Annotated in this window: 16 protein-coding genes; 7 read left to right on the top strand and 9 right to left on the bottom strand. The window is 72.2% G+C overall.

The window, feature by feature from the left end:
* Positions 1-16 precede the first annotated feature (16 nt).
* From B1H19_RS10610 to B1H19_RS10595, 4 genes are all read right to left on the bottom strand, one after another.
* The gene (locus B1H19_RS10610) at positions 17-766 is read right to left on the bottom strand and encodes a GntR family transcriptional regulator (RefSeq protein WP_083104360.1); all 750 of its coding nucleotides are present in this window, start codon (positions 764-766) and stop codon (positions 17-19) included.
* 33 nt (positions 767-799) lie between these two features.
* On the bottom strand, positions 800-2146 hold the full coding sequence (hmgA, locus tag B1H19_RS10605; RefSeq protein ID WP_083104359.1) for a homogentisate 1,2-dioxygenase: 1347 nt from the start codon (positions 2144-2146) through the stop codon (positions 800-802).
* A gap of 253 nt (positions 2147-2399) precedes the next feature.
* A complete protein-coding gene (locus tag B1H19_RS10600) occupies positions 2400-4028 on the bottom strand; it encodes an IS200/IS605 family element transposase accessory protein TnpB (protein WP_107425937.1) in 1629 nt (542 codons plus the stop codon).
* Positions 4006-4596 carry an IS607 family transposase gene (locus B1H19_RS10595; protein WP_083109536.1) on the bottom strand — a complete coding sequence of 197 codons (591 nt, stop codon included), beginning with the start codon at positions 4594-4596 and terminating at the stop codon, positions 4006-4008. The genes B1H19_RS10600 and B1H19_RS10595 overlap by 23 nt, the downstream gene beginning before the upstream one ends.
* 63 nt (positions 4597-4659) lie before the next feature.
* On the opposite strand from B1H19_RS10595, the gene B1H19_RS10590 reads away from it, so the two are divergent.
* Complete coding sequence (locus tag B1H19_RS10590; RefSeq protein WP_237289252.1) at positions 4660-5262, top strand: TetR/AcrR family transcriptional regulator; 603 nt, start codon at positions 4660-4662, stop codon at positions 5260-5262.
* 1 nt (position 5263) lies between these two features.
* Here B1H19_RS10590 and B1H19_RS10585 read toward each other — a convergent pair whose 3' ends face one another.
* Positions 5264-6730, bottom strand: a complete 1467-nt coding sequence (locus B1H19_RS10585; protein ID WP_083104357.1) for an AfsR/SARP family transcriptional regulator — start codon at positions 6728-6730, stop codon at positions 5264-5266.
* 222 nt (positions 6731-6952) lie between these two features.
* Here B1H19_RS10585 and B1H19_RS10580 point away from each other — a divergent pair, with 222 nt between their 5' ends.
* The 4 genes from B1H19_RS10580 to B1H19_RS10565 all read left to right on the top strand — a co-directional run bounded on the left by B1H19_RS10580 (position 6953) and on the right by B1H19_RS10565 (position 10701).
* Positions 6953-7540, top strand: a complete 588-nt coding sequence (locus B1H19_RS10580; RefSeq protein ID WP_083104356.1) for a hypothetical protein — start codon at positions 6953-6955, stop codon at positions 7538-7540.
* 178 nt (positions 7541-7718) lie between these two features.
* Positions 7719-9137, top strand: a complete 1419-nt coding sequence (locus B1H19_RS10575; protein ID WP_083109535.1) for an aldehyde dehydrogenase family protein — start codon at positions 7719-7721, stop codon at positions 9135-9137.
* A gap of 65 nt (positions 9138-9202) precedes the next feature.
* Positions 9203-10288 (top strand): Zn-dependent alcohol dehydrogenase, encoded by a 1086-nt coding sequence (locus B1H19_RS10570; RefSeq protein WP_083104355.1) that lies wholly within the window; start codon positions 9203-9205, stop codon positions 10286-10288.
* A 173-nt stretch (positions 10289-10461) separates the two neighbouring features.
* On the top strand, positions 10462-10701 hold the full coding sequence (locus B1H19_RS10565) for a chaplin (protein WP_083104354.1): 240 nt from the start codon (positions 10462-10464) through the stop codon (positions 10699-10701).
* 25 nt (positions 10702-10726) lie between these two features.
* Here the strand turns inward: B1H19_RS10565 and B1H19_RS10560 are convergent, their stop codons facing one another.
* The 3 genes from B1H19_RS10560 to B1H19_RS10550 all read right to left on the bottom strand — a co-directional run bounded on the left by B1H19_RS10560 (position 10727) and on the right by B1H19_RS10550 (position 12478).
* The gene (locus tag B1H19_RS10560; protein ID WP_083104353.1) at positions 10727-10942 is read right to left on the bottom strand and encodes a DUF397 domain-containing protein; all 216 of its coding nucleotides are present in this window, start codon (positions 10940-10942) and stop codon (positions 10727-10729) included.
* Positions 10924-11763 (bottom strand): helix-turn-helix domain-containing protein, encoded by an 840-nt coding sequence (locus B1H19_RS10555; protein ID WP_083104352.1) that lies wholly within the window; start codon positions 11761-11763, stop codon positions 10924-10926. The genes B1H19_RS10560 and B1H19_RS10555 overlap by 19 nt, the downstream gene beginning before the upstream one ends.
* Before the next feature lie 82 nt (positions 11764-11845).
* Positions 11846-12478 carry a TetR/AcrR family transcriptional regulator gene (locus tag B1H19_RS10550; protein WP_083109534.1) on the bottom strand — a complete coding sequence of 211 codons (633 nt, stop codon included), beginning with the start codon at positions 12476-12478 and terminating at the stop codon, positions 11846-11848.
* A 108-nt stretch (positions 12479-12586) separates the two neighbouring features.
* On the opposite strand from B1H19_RS10550, the gene B1H19_RS10545 reads away from it, so the two are divergent.
* Both B1H19_RS10545 and B1H19_RS10540 read left to right on the top strand, forming a co-directional pair.
* On the top strand, positions 12587-13738 hold the full coding sequence (locus tag B1H19_RS10545; protein WP_083104351.1) for an acyl-CoA dehydrogenase family protein: 1152 nt from the start codon (positions 12587-12589) through the stop codon (positions 13736-13738).
* Positions 13739-13837: 99 nt separating this feature from the next.
* Complete coding sequence (locus B1H19_RS10540; RefSeq protein ID WP_083104350.1) at positions 13838-14515, top strand: TetR/AcrR family transcriptional regulator; 678 nt, start codon at positions 13838-13840, stop codon at positions 14513-14515.
* Here B1H19_RS10540 and B1H19_RS10535 read toward each other — a convergent pair.
* Entirely contained in the window at positions 14496-14957 is a 462-nt protein-coding gene (locus tag B1H19_RS10535) for a MaoC family dehydratase (protein WP_083104349.1), read from the bottom strand. The two genes, B1H19_RS10540 and B1H19_RS10535, sit on opposite strands and share 20 nt — an antisense overlap.
* Between the last annotated feature and the right edge of the window lie 152 nt (positions 14958-15109).

Here is a 15109-nt window from a genome sequence, read left to right as displayed (position 1 = left end):
CGACCGGGGCCCGCCGTCAGTGCGCATCCAGCGTGACGGTGAACGAGAACCGGTCGCCGCGGTAGTGGATCACCGCGATATCGACCACCCGGCCGTCCTCGTCGCAGGTCAGGCCCGTGTAGTGGAGGATCGGGCTGAGCAGCGGCACCTGGAGCAGCGCCGCGGTCTCCGGATCCGCCAGCCGCGCCTCGACGGTGTCGGTGATCCGCCCGATCCGCACGCCCACCGCGTCCCGCAGCACCTTGGTCATCGGCCAGCGCTCCAGGTCCGCCGGATCGATCCGGTCGGCCACATCGGGCCGGACGTAGTTGCGCGCGTGGTTGGTCGGCTCGCCCGTCTCCTCGTCGCTGCGCAGCCGCCGGAACCCGGCGACCTCCGCCAGCCCCGGGAAGTGCTCGGCCAGGCCGGACGGTACGGGCACCGGCCCGTGCTCCAGCAGCTCGGTGCGCATCCCGGACTGCTGGGCCACGATCGCATCGACCGAACCCAGCAGCCGCACCGGCGCACCGCGCTGCGCCCCCGGCTCGATGAACGTCCCGCGCCGCCGGTGCCGGCTGATCAGCCCCTCCGTCTCCAGCTCCTTCAGGGCCTGGCGCATGGTCAGCACGCTCACGCCGTAGTGCGCGGCGAGGGCATCCTCGGTGGGCAGTCGCAGCGGTGCGTCGGGCGCGCGGCCCAGTATGGAGGCGCGCAGCGACTGCGAGACCTGGTACCACAGCGGCAGCTTGCGGTTCAGGGCGAGCGAGTCGGGGGCGAAGGTGGTCACAGAGCGGTCTCCGGTGTCAGGGCGTTCCCCGTCTCACGGGCGGAAGTGGCGCTGGAGACCCTGCCATACGTCGTCGTAGGCGCGCTGGAGATGGTCGGCGTCGCGGGCCTGGGCGGTGAGCGTCAGCGGCCAGCGGGTCTCGAACATGAAGGCCAGGCCGTCGTCGACCTTCTGCGGCCGCAGTTCGGCGGCGCTGGCCCGGTCGAAGGTCTCCCGGTCCGGGCCGTGCGCCGACATCATGTTGTGCAGCGAGCCGCCGCCGGGGACGAAGCCTTCGGCCTTCGCGTCGTAGGCGCCCTCGATCAGGCCCATGTACTCGGTCATCACATTGCGGTGGAAATAGGGCGGCCGGAACGTGTCCTCGCCCACCAGCCAGCGCGGTGCGAACACCACGAAGTCCACGCCGGCCAGGCCCGGGGTGTCGGAGGGGGCGGTCAGGACGGTGAAGATCGACGGGTCGGGGTGGTCGTAGCTGATGGTCCCGATGACGTTGAAGCGGCGCAGGTCGTAGACGTACGGGACGTGGTTGCCGTGCCAGGCGACGACGTCCAGCGGGGAGTGGTCGTAGGTGGCCTTCCACAGGGTGCCGCAGAACTTGTTGACCACCTCGACGGGGCCCTCGACGTCCTCGTAGGCCGCGACCGGGGCGAGGAAGTCCCGCGGGTTCGCCAGCCCGTTGGCGCCGATCGGGCCGAGGTCGGGGAGCTGGAAGGGCCGGCCGTAGTTCTCGCAGACATAGCCGCGGGCCGTCGGGCCCCGACCGTCGGGGCCGGCGTCCAGCAGCTCGACGCGGAAGCGCACCCCGCGCGGGATCAGCGCCACCTGGCCCGGTTCGGCGCGCAGCAGGCCGAATTCGGTCCGCAGCAGCAGCCCGCCGCGCTCGGGCACGATCAGCAGCTCGCCGTCCGCGTCGCTGAACACCCGGTCGGTCATGGAGGCGTTGGCGCGGTAGAGGTGGACGGCCATGCCGGTGCGCTGGGTGGCGTCGCCGTTGCCGCCCAGCGTCCACAGGCCGGAGAGGAAGTCGGTGGGGCCGTCGGGCTCGGGCAGCGGGTTCCAGCGCAGCCGGTTGGGGTCGGGGACGCAGTCGGTGAACGGTGCCGAGCGCAGCGCGCCCTGCTCGGCGCGGACGAACGGCGGATGCGCGGCCGAGGGGCGGATGCGGTAGAGCCAGGAGCGGCGGTTGTGGGCGCGCGGTTCGGTGAACGCCGAGCCGCTCAGCTGCTCGGCGTACAGGCCCAGCGGGGCGCGCTGCGGGGAGTTGCGGCCCACCGGCAGGGCGCCGGGGACGGCCTCCGAGCTGTGCTCGTTGCCGAAGCCGCAGAGGTACGCCGGTCCCTCGGCGCCCTTCCCGGCCTGCTCGTCGCCCGTACCCGTCATCGTGTGCTCCCGCCGCTCGAAGACCCGTGCACCGGCCGCGCGACGACCTGTGCACCCTCGGACACCGTCCGGCCGGATCCCGTGCCCGGCCGAATCCTATGCAAGACCTTAGGATTGCCGTCCGGGGGCTCGCCCGTCAATGGGAGATCCCGGCCGCGGTGGCCGGATCCCGGTGTCGGCGCACTCTCGTGCACTCCTGTGCACGCCCGCCGCCCCGCCGGGCAGGATGTCCGCGTGCAGCAGCCGACCGTTCCTAGAGACTGAGCGGGAGTGAGTCCTGTTGCCAGGACCCATGCTCAGCCGCGTGCCCCGAACGGTGTTGGGCACACTGGTCCCCCGCTTTCGCTCTCACGTCCGGGCAGACGGATCGCGTCCGTTGTCCGGGGACGGAGGGGCGGGGTTCCTCGCGCACCAAGACGTCCGGTCGGGCCTGGACGGTCCGATGCCCCGCACGATCGCTCTGGTCGTGCGGGGGCGGTGCCATCCGTCGCCGGATCGGGTGCCCCAGGGCGCGCCTGCCGATCGCCACGGCGGCCGCGTCGTGGCGGGTGGTTTTGCGGTTGTTGCTGGTGAGGGGTTTCTGCCAGTGCTGGGCGCCCCACTTCGAGGTATAGGCCGGGTCGACAGCGACGATCGTTAAGCCGAGTTCGGTGGCCATGCTGACGAGCCGGGCGCGCAGCTTGCTCACGGGCATGCCGGAGATCAGCTTGCGGAACCGCTTGCGGCGGCCGTGCTTCTCCCTGGTTTTCTCCGCGCTGAAGTCCAGGTCCTCGATGCCGATGGCGAGCTGGTGCTGGGCTGCCCAGTGCAGCAGCCGGATGAGGGCGTGCCGGACCTGCGCGTCGCGGTGATCGGCGGTGCCGGACAAGTCGAAGAAGAATCTTCGGGGCTCACCACACGGGTTGCCGTGTGGGTCGAGCCGCCAGGCGGCCAGGTGGTCGGCGTTGGTGTCCACGCCGATCAGCCCGCTCGTGCGGGCCGCCTGCGGCGGCACGGTCTTGACCGGTGGGATGGACCAGGAGGCGGTCAGGTACCAGCGCCCGCGCTGCACGTCTTCGTGGATGCGGTAGGCGAGGGCCCGGTTGCCGGTGACGCGGTCGGCCCATTCGTCGCCCCGATGGTGGAATACCACGGTGCCAGTAAGGACGTAGCGGCCACGTGAGGCGTTGGCCAGGTGGGCCAGCGGGGAGGGCAGCTTGATGCTGACCTCCCCGGCAGGGGTGACGCGGATCGTCTCGTTCCCATACCGCTTGCCGGACTCGCCGTCCGCCTGAAGAAACCGGCGCTTGGCCTCCCAGCGCTCACACCATTCGGCCTCGGTCAGGTTCGCGGCCTTGAGATGGTGCCGGCTGCCGAGCAGACGTTTACCGCCGCGTGTTACCCGGACGCGCCCGGCCTCACGGTCCGCCTGCTCAGCGATCAGCCTGTCCTGAAGCAGGTGCAGGCGGCGGGACTTGGCGAACCGCTCCTGCTTGGTGCGGTATCCGCCCGGCGCCCGTTTGGAGCCTTTCTCCCCGACCGGGAGGGACAGGCGGTGCGCAATGGTACGGACACCAGCTTCGAGATTGTGGATGTGCGCGAGTTGGGCGCGGCGAGCCAGTGCCCACTGGTCGTGGGTGGCCTTCGTGATGCTCCCGGCCCAGCGGGACGACGCCTCTTGCGTCAGGGTGCGCTTCCGCTCCGCCCACTGGTCGCTGTCGTGCTCCAGACCGGCTGCACAGCGGGCCTTGAGGTCACGCCCGGCCAGCGTCCCCAAGTGGTCACCTACCAGCCTGAGCACCTTCTCGTCCGCGGCCGTGATCGCCTTGAGCCGGGTACGGATCGCGACACCGGACGGCCCGAGAGCAACAAACGACGGATCAATCGGGCGCAGGTCGGCCACGTTCGGCTGCCTCCAGTGCGGCCTTCGCCCGCATCTTCGCCGAGCGGCGCCCGTACAGGCGGGCGCAGAACGAGGTCAGCACCTCGACCATGTCGCTTACCAGGTCGTCCTCGACCTCGCCGTCGTCCAGCACCAGCACGCGACGGCCTGTCGCGGACAAGGCAGCCTCGACAAGATCGACGTTCATCCGACCGAGCCGGTCTTTGCGCTCCACCACCACGCAGGTCACCGCCGGGTCGGCCAGCAGACGCCGGGCCTTGGAACAGCAGCCGTTCGTGCCGGCAGCGATCTCCGCCTCAACACGAACGACTCGGTGACCGGCCTTCGCAGCCCACTCCGACAGCCGAGCGACCTGGCGTTCCAGATCAGACTTCTGATCGTGCGAGGAGACGCGGGCGTACAGACCCAGGCCGTCCACCACTTCCGGAGCGGTTCTGGTCTCAATGTTCACCAAGATCGTGCGCTGCCCGACCCGCTGAGCCGGTACCGGCAACGTCCCCTCACGGAACCAGCGATACGCGGTCTGCGGATGCACGCCCTGTGTCCTCGCCCATTCCGTCAAATTCACACTCTGACAACGACACTCACTCACACGTGGTTACGCTCACTTATTCGCTCTGGAGGTGAGCAGTTGCCGACCCCGTTCCGACGCGTCCCCGTCCAGCAGCGCAGCGCCCGGCGCCTGGCCCGTATCCTCGACGCCTGCGCCGAACTCCTCGACGAGACCGGCTACGAGGAGCTCAGCACCCGCGCCGTGGCCGGCCGCGCCGGCGTCCCCATCGGCTCGGTCTACCGCTTCTTCCCCAACAAGCGCGCCATGGCCGAGGCGCTCGCCCGGCGCAATCTCGACGCCTACGCGGACCTGATCACCGCCCGCCTCGCGGCCCCGGACGCGGTGGTGGGCTGGCGGGCCGCCATGGATGTGGTGATCGACGAATATCTCGCCATGAAGCGCACGGTGCCCGGCTTCGCCCTGGTGGAGTTCACCGTCCCCGCCCCGCCCGCGGACCGCCGCGCCAACCACGACGTCGCCGACCGGCTGCTGGCCCTGCTCGCCGCCCCGCTCGGACTGGACGCCGCCGACGAGCGGCTGCGCACCGCCTTCCTCGTCGGCGTCGAGACCGCAGACGCGCTGCTCCAGCTCGCCTTCCGGACGGATCCCGGCGGCGATACGGCGATCGTGACCGAGTGCAAGGAGCTGCTGCGGGCCTATCTGGCGCGGTATCTGGACTAGGTCAGACCCCGGTCGCCCCACCGGCCCCGGCCAGCGCCGCCCTAGCCGCGCGGACCTCGTCCAGCGCCTGGAGATGGCCGCCCGTCTCCGCGCAGCGCTCGGCGCGGTCCAGGAGGCGGGCGGCGTCGTCCGGGGCGGGGACGGTACGGACCCGGGCCAGGGCGACCAGGGCGAAGGCCAGGGCGGTGCCGCCGAAGGGGGCGGCCAGTTCGACCGCGGACCGGGCCAGCCGTTCGGCCTCCGCCGCTTCGCCCAGCAGCAGATGCAGTTCGGCCAGATTGGCGCGCTCGAAGGCGGTGGCGGTGGGCCGCCCGGCCTGTTCGGCCAGGGCCAGGGCGCGCCGCCCGTACCCGAGCGCCTGCCGGTACCGGCCCGCGCGGCGGGCCGTCTCGCGCAGCACGGACAGGACGGTCGCCACCACCGCCGGGTCCTCCGACTCCTCGGCCGGAGCCAGCGCGCGCTCGGCGGGCCCGGCCGCGGCGGCGGTACGGCCCGACAGCCCCAGACACACCGTCTGCTGGGCCAGCGAGCGGGCCAGCAGCACAGGCAGGCCGGGCCCCCGGGCCGCCTCGGCCGCCCGCTGCGCGGCCCGCGCGGCAACCAGCCCCTCCTCGTACCGGCCCGTGTACGAGAGCACCGCGGAGCGCGCCATATGGTGCGCCGCCCGCACCTCGTCGGGCGCCGCGGACCCCGGCGGATGGGCGCGCAGCACGGCGAGCGCCTCCTCGGCGTCCGCACCGGGGCTGCGCGAGAGCGCCTCCGCCAGTCGGGCGGCGGCCAGCGCGGCGGCGTCGCCCAGCCCCTGGCGCCGGTACGCGGCCAGCGCCTCCCGCAGCACCCCGACGGCCTGGGCATACCGTCCCGCACGGTCCAGGTCCCGTGCCCAGTCCAGCCGTACCGCGGCCGCATCCGCCTCCGGCCGGGGCGCGTCCTGGCCGGGCGCGGGCGCCGCCCGGGCGAGCGCCTCGCGCACCTCGCCGCGCAGCCGCTCCAGCCGCTCCCGGAGCGGTTCGGCCCAGCGCGCGTACGGGTCCTCCGGCAGTAACTCGCCCGCCAGCGCCGCCAGCGCGGCCGTCAGCCCGGGACCGCCGCCTTCGGCCAGCGCCCGTCGGGCCAGCGCCACGGCGTGCTCGGTGTCGATCCACACCGCCTCCGGCGCCAGCCGCAGCAGTGCGCCGTCGCCGAGCAGATACGACGAGGCGCCGCGCGCCGGCAGCTCCGGCTCCAGCGCATGCCGGGCCGTGTGCAGGGCGACCCGCAGACTGCGCAGCGCGGCCGGGAGTTCGGCGTGCGGCCAGCACACGGCCATGATCTGCTCGCGGTGCAGCTGACGGCCGGGTGCGAGGGCGAGCAGCTTGACCACGGTCCGCGCGCCGGGGCGCGGCCAGCGCTCCGCGAGTGGCGCGCCACCGTCGCGTTCCAGCCGGAAGCCGCCGAGGAGACGGATACGCAGCAGTGGGGGATTCATGAGGCCGGACACTGTCACCGTTCGGCCGCCGGGGGTTGTTACCCGCGTATTACTGGCCGGATCCCGTCCCTCGTCGGGGCATGTCACGGACGGTCGGGCGCCGTGATCGCGTCAATGTGTCCGGTAGTGCCGGGACGCGGCCCACGGCGCGTTGACGGTGGGGCGGGCGGTGCCAAGGATGTGCGTTCAGCCGGCCCGTCCGACGGTCCCTCAGGAGGAAGCGTGAAGCGTTCCCATGCCCTTGCCGTCACTGCCCTCGTCCTCGCCTCCGGTACGGCCGTGACCGCCCACGCGGCCGACGGCTCGCCCGACGCCGCCCCGCCCGCCGCGCACGGCCGGTCGGCCGCCGCGGCCTGGTGTACGCAGCAGGGCGGCGCGGTCCAGACCCGCGTCCCGTACTACACCGGCACCGGGGAGAAGCTCACCCCGCTGGGCGGCGAGCGGGAGATGTGTGTGTTCGCCGCCAAGGACGGCAGCCGGATCATGATCGCCGCGGACACCCTGGCCGCCGACAAACCGACCCTGGCCGCACTCGCCTACGTCCGCAAGCCCTCCGGCCCCACTGGTCCCGGCAACCCCTCCATCGCCTACTGCCAGGGCATCAACGGCACCGCGATGTTCGGCAACAGGCCCACGGACGGCGGCGGTTGGGGCGCCCGGGGCGAGAGCGACCCGTCGAAGGTGACCTCGGCCTGTATGTTCGGCGACGGGTCGGTGATCGATGCCTGGGGGCTGAAGTACCACCAGGGCGGGGTGGTCCGCGGCGCCGATCTGACCAAGAAGTTCCGCGCGAAGATCCCGGCGGTGTGAGGGCGGCCCCCGCGGCCCGCTGCGGACCGCCCGGCCCGAACCGTCATGATGTCCGGATGACGAGCGCCACTCCCGCCGGGGGTGGCGCCCCTCAAACTAGCGCCGCTAGTTTGAGGACCGCGGCGGACCGCCGCGTACCTGGACCGCTCGGGAGGACGGCGAGATGCTGGACGGCGAGATGACGGCACACGACGGGATGTACATCGACGGAGCCTGGCGGCCCGCCGCCACCGCCGCCACCATCGAGGTGCGCAACCCCGCCGACGAACGGGTGATCGCGACCGTACCGGCCGGCACCGCCGAGGACATCGACGCCGCCGTGCGCGCCGCCCGCGCCGCACTGCCCGCCTGGCGCGCCACCGCCCCCGCCGAGCGCGCCGCCCGGCTGACCGCGCTGCGCGACCGCCTCGCCGCCCGCGCCGACGAGATCGCCGCCACCATCACCGCCGAACTGGGCTGCCCGGCGGCCTTCAGCACCCGGGTCCAGACCGCCCTGCCGATCGCGGTGACCGGTTCGTACGCCGAACTGGCCGCCTCGTACGCCTTCGAGGAGAAGCTCGGCAACTCCACCGTGCTGCACGAGCCGGTCGGCGTGGTCGGCGCGATCACCCCCTGGAACTACCCCCTCCACCAGATCACCAACAAGGTCGCCCCGGCGCTCGCCGCCGGCTGCACCGTCGTACTCAAGCCCGCCGAGGACACCCCGCTCACCGCCCGGCTGTTCGCCGAGTGCGTGGACGCGGCGGGCATCCCGGCCGGCGTCTTCAACCTCGTCACCGGGCTCGGCACCGTCGCCGGCCAGGCGCTCGCCGAGCACGAGGGCGTCGACCTGGTCTCCTTCACCGGCTCCACGGCCGTCGGCCGGAAGATCGGCGCGGTCGCGGGCGGCGCCGTCAAGCGGGTGGCCCTCGAACTGGGCGGCAAGTCCGCCAACGTCATCCTGCCCGGCGCCGACCTGGCCAAGGCCGTCGGCGTCAATGTCGCCGACGTCATCCGCAACTCCGGCCAGTCCTGCAACGCGCTGACCCGGATGCTCGTCCACGCCGACCAGTACGACGAGGCGGTCGCCCTCGCCGCGCAGGGGTTCGCCGCCTGCGCCCCCGGCGACCCCACGGCGCAGGAGACCCGGCTGGGCCCGGTCGTCAACGCCAGGCAGCGCGACCGCGTCCGCGGCTTCATCGCCCAGGGCGTCAAGGAGGGCGCGCGCCTGGTGACCGGCGGCGACGACGCCCCCGAGGGCCTCGGCACCGGCTACTACGTCCGCCCGACCGTCTTCGCCGACGTCACCCCCGACATGACCATCGCCCAGGAGGAGATCTTCGGCCCGGTCCTGTCGGTCCTGAAGTACGAGGACGAGGACGAGGCCGTACGGATCGCCAACGGCACCGTCTACGGGCTCGCCGGCGCCGTCTGGGCCGCCGACGAGCAGACCGCAGTGGCCTTCGCCCGCCGCCTGGACACCGGGCAGGTCGACATCAACGGCGGCCGCTTCAACCTGCTGGCGCCCTTCGGCGGCTACAAGCAGTCCGGCGTCGGCCGGGAACTGGGCCCGCACGGCCTGACCGAGTACCTCCAGACCAAGTCGCTCCAGTTCTGACAGGCCCGCGCCCAGCTCTCAAGGCCCCCGCTCCGCCCTGTTCGCCGCCGTACCGAGGAGAATCCGTGGCCGTCCGCGCCGCCGTACTGCCCGCCGTCAACGCCCCGCTCCGGGTCGCCGAGATCGACCTGCCCGAGCCGGGCCCCGGCCAGGTCCGTATCCGCCTCGCGGCCGCGGGCGTCTGCCACTCCGATCTGTCCCTGTCCAACGGCACCCTGCGCCAGCCCGCCCCGGCCGTCCTCGGCCACGAGGGCGCGGGCACCGTCACCGCCGTCGGCCCGGACGTGACCACGGTCGCACCCGGCGACCGGGTCATCCTCAACTGGGCACCCTCCTGCGGCAGTTGCCACTTCTGCGGGCTGTCCGAACCCTGGCTGTGCGCCCACGCCGCCCGCGGCGCGGAGTCCCCGTACGCCACCCTCGCCGCCGACGGCAGCGCGCTCTACCCCGGCCTGGGCACGGCCGCGTTCGCCGAGGAGACGGTGGTGCCCGCGGCCGCCGCCCTGCCGCTGCCGGACGGCGTACCGCTGGCCGACGCCGCGCTGCTGGGCTGCGCGGTGCTCACCGGCTGGGGCGCCGTGCACCACAGCGCACGGGTCCGGGCGGGGGAGTCGGTGGTGGTCCTCGGCGTCGGCGGCGTGGGCCTGGCCACCCTCCAGGCGGCGCGGATCGCCGGGGCGGGTCCGATCGTGGCCGTGGACGTCTCCCCGGGCAAGGAGGAGCTGGCGCGGGCGGCGGGCGCCACCGAGTTCGTGGTGGCCGGTGACGACACCGCCAAGCGCGTCCGCGCCCTCACCGGCGGCATGGGCGCCGATGTCGCCATCGAATGCGTGGGCCGCGCCGACACGATCCGTACGGCGTGGTCCGCCACCCGCCGCGGCGGCCGCACCACGGTCGTCGGCATCGGCGGCCAGGAACAGCAGGTCACGTTCACCGCCCTGGAACTCTTCTACTTCGGCCGCACTCTCTCCGGCTGCGTCTACGGCAACAGCGACCCGGCCGCCGACCTCCCGGCCATCGCCGCCCATGTCCGCTCGGGCGCCCTGGACCTCTCCGCCATGGTCACCGAACGCATCGGCCTCGACGACATCCCGTCCGCATTCGAGGCGATGGTGGCGGGGAAGGGCGGACGGGCGCTGGTGGTGTTCTAGAGGCTGCCCGGCGGGGCGGTGTGGGACCTGGGCGAATCCGACGGTTTGTGCGGGAGCGGGCGTTGCGGCACCTGAAGGGGTGGTTTGCGCGGCCCGTCCATGGATCGGCGTTTTTCCGATGAACACCGGGACAGAAATCGGCCGATCGTTTCCTCAACACAAAGGAGCCCGCCATGCGTGCTGCACGTATCACCCTGACCGCCGCCGCCCTCGCCGCAACCGGAGTCCTCGCCGGAGCGGGTGTCGCGGCGGCCGACAGCGGAGCCCACGGCGCCGCCGTGGGCTCTCCCGGAATCGTCTCCGGCAACGTCATTCAGGCGCCCGTCTCCGTGCCGGCCAACGTCTGCGGCAACAGCATCAACATCGTGGGGATCCTCAACCCAGCCGTCGGCAATGTCTGCGTGAACGACTGAGCGCCCGGACGAAACGAAGACCTGCTTACGTCAGGCCCTGCTGACGCCGCTCCTTCACAGCGGTGACGAAGGACCCCCAGGCGACCGCGCTGAAGACGAGCGCGGGGCCGTGGGGGTCCTTGCTGTCGCGGACGGGGACGAGGGCGGGGACGTTGTCGGCGATCTCGATGCACTCGCCGCCGGTCGAGTTGCTGTAGCTGCTCTTGCGCCACGTCACGTTTCTCAGGTCGATGGCTCGCACGGCACTTCCTCCAACATCCGCATGATGAACTTCTTCGACTCGGCCGGGGACAGCGCCAGGTCGCGTACCGCATCGTAGGTGCGCTGCAAGGGCTCAACCCTGCCGTTTTCCTCGATCAGTTCACCGCGATCGTAGTTTTCGGTGTACGCCACGGTACGACCGTCCAGCAGCCGCAGGAACATCACGGCGGCGTACATCAGGCCATGCGGACCGGCACTGAACGGCAGTACGTGGAGCGTGATATTCGGGCGCTCCGCCGCCTCCGCCAGGTACTCCAGCTGCTCTCGCCACTCCTGCGTGTCGCGCAGCCGCGTGCGCAGCACGGCCTCGGAGAGGATGACGCGAAATGGCGGTGCGTCATCCCCCTCCAGCAGCTTCCGTCGCCCTATGCGTGCCTCGACCTGCTGATCCAGTTCCTGGCCCTTGAAAGCGCTCGCGAGTGCTTCGCGCGCATACGCGGCAGTCTGGAGAAGGCCGGGCGGTGCACTCGGTGCGTAATGCCAGAGGCTCATCGCCTCCTGTTCCAGCACCATGTACCTCCGGTACTGCGCGAGGAACTGCGTCGGATCACCGAGCGCCAACTCCCAAAGCGTCAGCAGCCATTCCCCCGCCCCGTAGTGCTGGCCCAGTGCCTCGACCACCTCCGGGCTCCCCAGCGTCTGCCCGCTCTCCATCTTCCCGAACAGGGACGCGTCCCAGCCCAGCACCTCGCCGAGCTTCCGCAGGCTGTCGCCCTTCTGCGCGCGCAGTAATTGCAGTTCCTCCGCGAACCGTTTGCGCGGTTCCTTGCTCCGTCCGGTGACGCCCCTTCTCGGCGGCATGGCGACCTCCTCCGCGGCCGGACCGTTCCCGTAACGTCCGGAATACGCAGAGTAGTTGGCGCGGAGTCCGTCATGCAGGGCTTTACCGACGTTCGGGATGCTGGAGCGCCAGGCCGTCCACCAGCGCCCGCAGGCCGTCCTCGAACGCGCCCTCGTCCACCTGGCGTTGGTGCTCGGGCAGGAGGTGGGCCTGGCCCAGGTGCGGGTAGTCGGCGGGGTCGTAGGCGCCCGGGTCGTCGACGAAACCGCGGGCGAACGAGCTCAGGGCGGAGCCCGCCACGAAGTAGCGGACCATCGCGCAGATCCGGGTGGCCTGGGCCGGCGGCCAGCCCGCCTCGACCATGCCGCCGAACGCCGCGTCGGCCATCTTCAGCGCGGCCGGGCGACGGCCGGGGCCCTGGGCGAGGAACGGCACGATATGCGGATGCGCGGCGAGCGCGGCGCGGTAGGAGCGGGCCCAGTCCCGCAGCCCGGCCCGCCAGTCCCCGCCCGCCTGGAACGTCGACACATCGACCTTGGCCATGACGGTGTCGGCGACCGCGTCGAGGATCTCGTCCTTGGTCGTGAAGTGGTTGTAGAGCGACGGCCCGCTCACCCCCAGCTCCGCGGCGAGGCGCCGGGTGGACAGCGCCGGCAGCCCCTCCGTGTCGATGAGCGCCAGCGCGGTGGTGACGATGCGTTCGCGGCTCAGGAGGGGCTTGCGGGGTCGGGCCATGCGGCCCATAGTAGAGGCTGATCTCCGAAAACTAGCAGTGCTAATTAAGTGTCGGGTACGCGCTCGTCACCTGCTGGTCAACCGTCCTCGTCCGACAGGGAGCCTTCGATGCACCTGGAGCTCAGCCCCGAGCAGGCCGCCGCGCGCCGGCTCGCCAAGGACTTCGTCGACCGCGAGATCGCCCCGCACGTCCGGGACTGGGACCGCGCGGAGCGGGTCGACCGCGGCATCGTGAAGAAGCTGGGCGAGGTGGGGTTCCTCGGGCTCACCGTCCCCGAGGAGTACGGCGGCTGCGCCGGCGACCACCTCTCGTACGTCCTCGTCACCGAGGAGCTCGGCCGCGGCGACTCCTCCGTGCGCGGTATCGTCTCGGTCTCCCTCGGGCTGGTGGGCAAGACCATCGCGGCCTGGGGCGACGAGCGGCAGAAGCGGGCATGGCTGCCCCGGCTGACCTCCGGCGAGGCGGTCGGCTGCTTCGGGCTGACGGAGCCGGGCACCGGGTCCGATGCGGGCAGCCTCACCACGAAGGCGGTCCGGGACGGCGACTGCTACGTCATCGACGGCGCCAAGACCTTCATCACCAACGGCACCTGGGCGGACGTGGTGCTGCTCTTCGCCCGTACCGGCGGTGCGCCCGGCCACCGGGGCATCAGCGCCTTCCTCGTCCCGACGGACACGCCCGGACTGGAGCGCCGGGAGATCCACGGGAAGCTGGGGCTGCGCGGCCAGGCCACCGCGGAGCTGGTGCTCCAGGGCGTACGGGTCCCCGCCACGGCGCTGCTCGGCCCGGAGGGCAAGGGCTTCTCGGTGGCGATGTCCGCGCTGGCCAAGGGGCGGATGTCGGTGGCCGCGGGCTGTGTCGGCATCGCCCAGGCCGCGCTGGACGCCGCGCTCTCCCATGCCGGGGAGCGCGAGCAGTTCGGCAAGCCGATCGCCGGGCACCAGCTGGTACAGGAGCTGATCAGCGATATCGCGGTGGATGTGGACGCGGCGCGGCTGCTGACCTGGAGGGTGGCCGATCTGATCGACCGCGGCGAGCCCTTCGTCACCGAGGCGTCGAAGGCCAAGCTGTTCGCCTCCGAGGCGGCGGTGCGGGCGGCCAACAACGCCCTTCAGGCCTTCGGCGGTTACGGTTACATCGACGAGTACCCGGTCGGCAAGCTGCTGCGGGACGCGCGGGTGATGACGCTCTACGAGGGCACCAGCCAGATACAGAAGCTGGTCATCGGGCGCGCGCTGACGGGGGTCTCGGCCTTCTGACGCCCGCCGCACCGGGCGCTAAGCGCTTGCTCAGCGGCGCGGTATGGTGTTCGATCCGTCACGGGAACGTCCCTGGTGGATCGAGGAGCGGGGTACGCGATGGGTGCGGCGGCACAGCGCGCTGAGGCGGAGAACGAGGAGTGGGCCGGGGTCACCCCGGACGCCGCGCGACGGCTGGTCGGCGCGGCGGTCGCGGCGTTCGCCGAGCGCGGCTACCACGCCACCACCACCCGCGACATCGCCGGCCGGGCCGGCATGAGCCCCGCCGCGCTCTACATCCACTACAAGACCAAGGAAGAGCTGCTCTACCGCATCAGCGGCATCGGCCACGAAAAGGCGCTGCGCATCATGGGCGCCGCCGCCGAGGCCGAGGGCAGCGCCACCGAGCGGCTCGCCGACGCGGTCCGTACCTTCGCCCGCTGGCACGCCGAGCACCACACCACCGCCCGGGTCATCCAGTACGAACTCCAGGCCCTGGGCGCCGACCACTACGCCCAGGTCACCGATCTGCGCCGCCGTACCGACCGGCTGCTGCGCGGCATCATCCAGGACGGCGCGGACAGCGGCGAGTTCCGGGTCGACGACGTGCCGGGCACCACGCTCGCCGTGCTGTCGCTCTGCGTGGACGTGGCCCGCTGGTTCTCGGCCGACGGCCCGCGCACGCCCGACGAGGTCGGCGCGCTCTACGCCGACCTCGTCCTGCGGATGGTGGGCGCCCGCGCCACACCCGCGTCCGCCGCGGAGGAACCCGCGCCCGCTACAGATAAAACCGGCTGACCGATTCCGCCACGCACACCGGCTTGTCGCCGCCCTCGCGTTCGATCGTGACGAGCGTGGTGAGCTGCACCCCGCCCTTCACCTCGGCCACCTCCGCGATCTTCGCCGTGGCGCGCAGCCGCGAGCCGACCGGGACGGTGGCGGGGAAACGCACCTTGTTGGTGCCGTAGTTGATGCCCATCTTCACGTTGTCGACCCGCATCAGCCGCGGTACCAGGGCGGGCAGCAGGGACAGCGTCAGATACCCGTGCGCAATGGTCGTCCCGAAGGGGCCGGCCGCGGCCTTCTCCGGGTCCACATGGATCCACTGGTGGTCGCCGGTGGCGTCCGCGAACAGATCGATCCGCTTCTGGTCGATCTCCAGCCAGTCGCTGGGTCCCAGCTCCTCACCGACCGCTTCCCGCAGCTCGTCGACCGATGCAAACACTCGGGGCTCTGTCATCTCTGCCCGCCTCCTGGGGTTCCGTGCTCGGCGCACGCCTCCTGAGCCATTACTAAGCGCTTGCTCAGCATGCGCAGCGGGGGCGGCCATGTCAACGGCTGAGGGGCCGTCGCCGAGATCGTGCGGGCTGGGCCTGTCCGATGGGTCAGGGC

The sequence above is a fragment of the Streptomyces gilvosporeus genome (genome assembly GCF_002082195.1).
Taxonomy (GTDB): Bacteria; Actinomycetota; Actinomycetes; order Streptomycetales; family Streptomycetaceae; genus Streptomyces; species Streptomyces gilvosporeus.
Note: the sequence above shows the minus strand (reverse complement) of the source record. Positions and strands in the feature narration are given on the sequence as shown.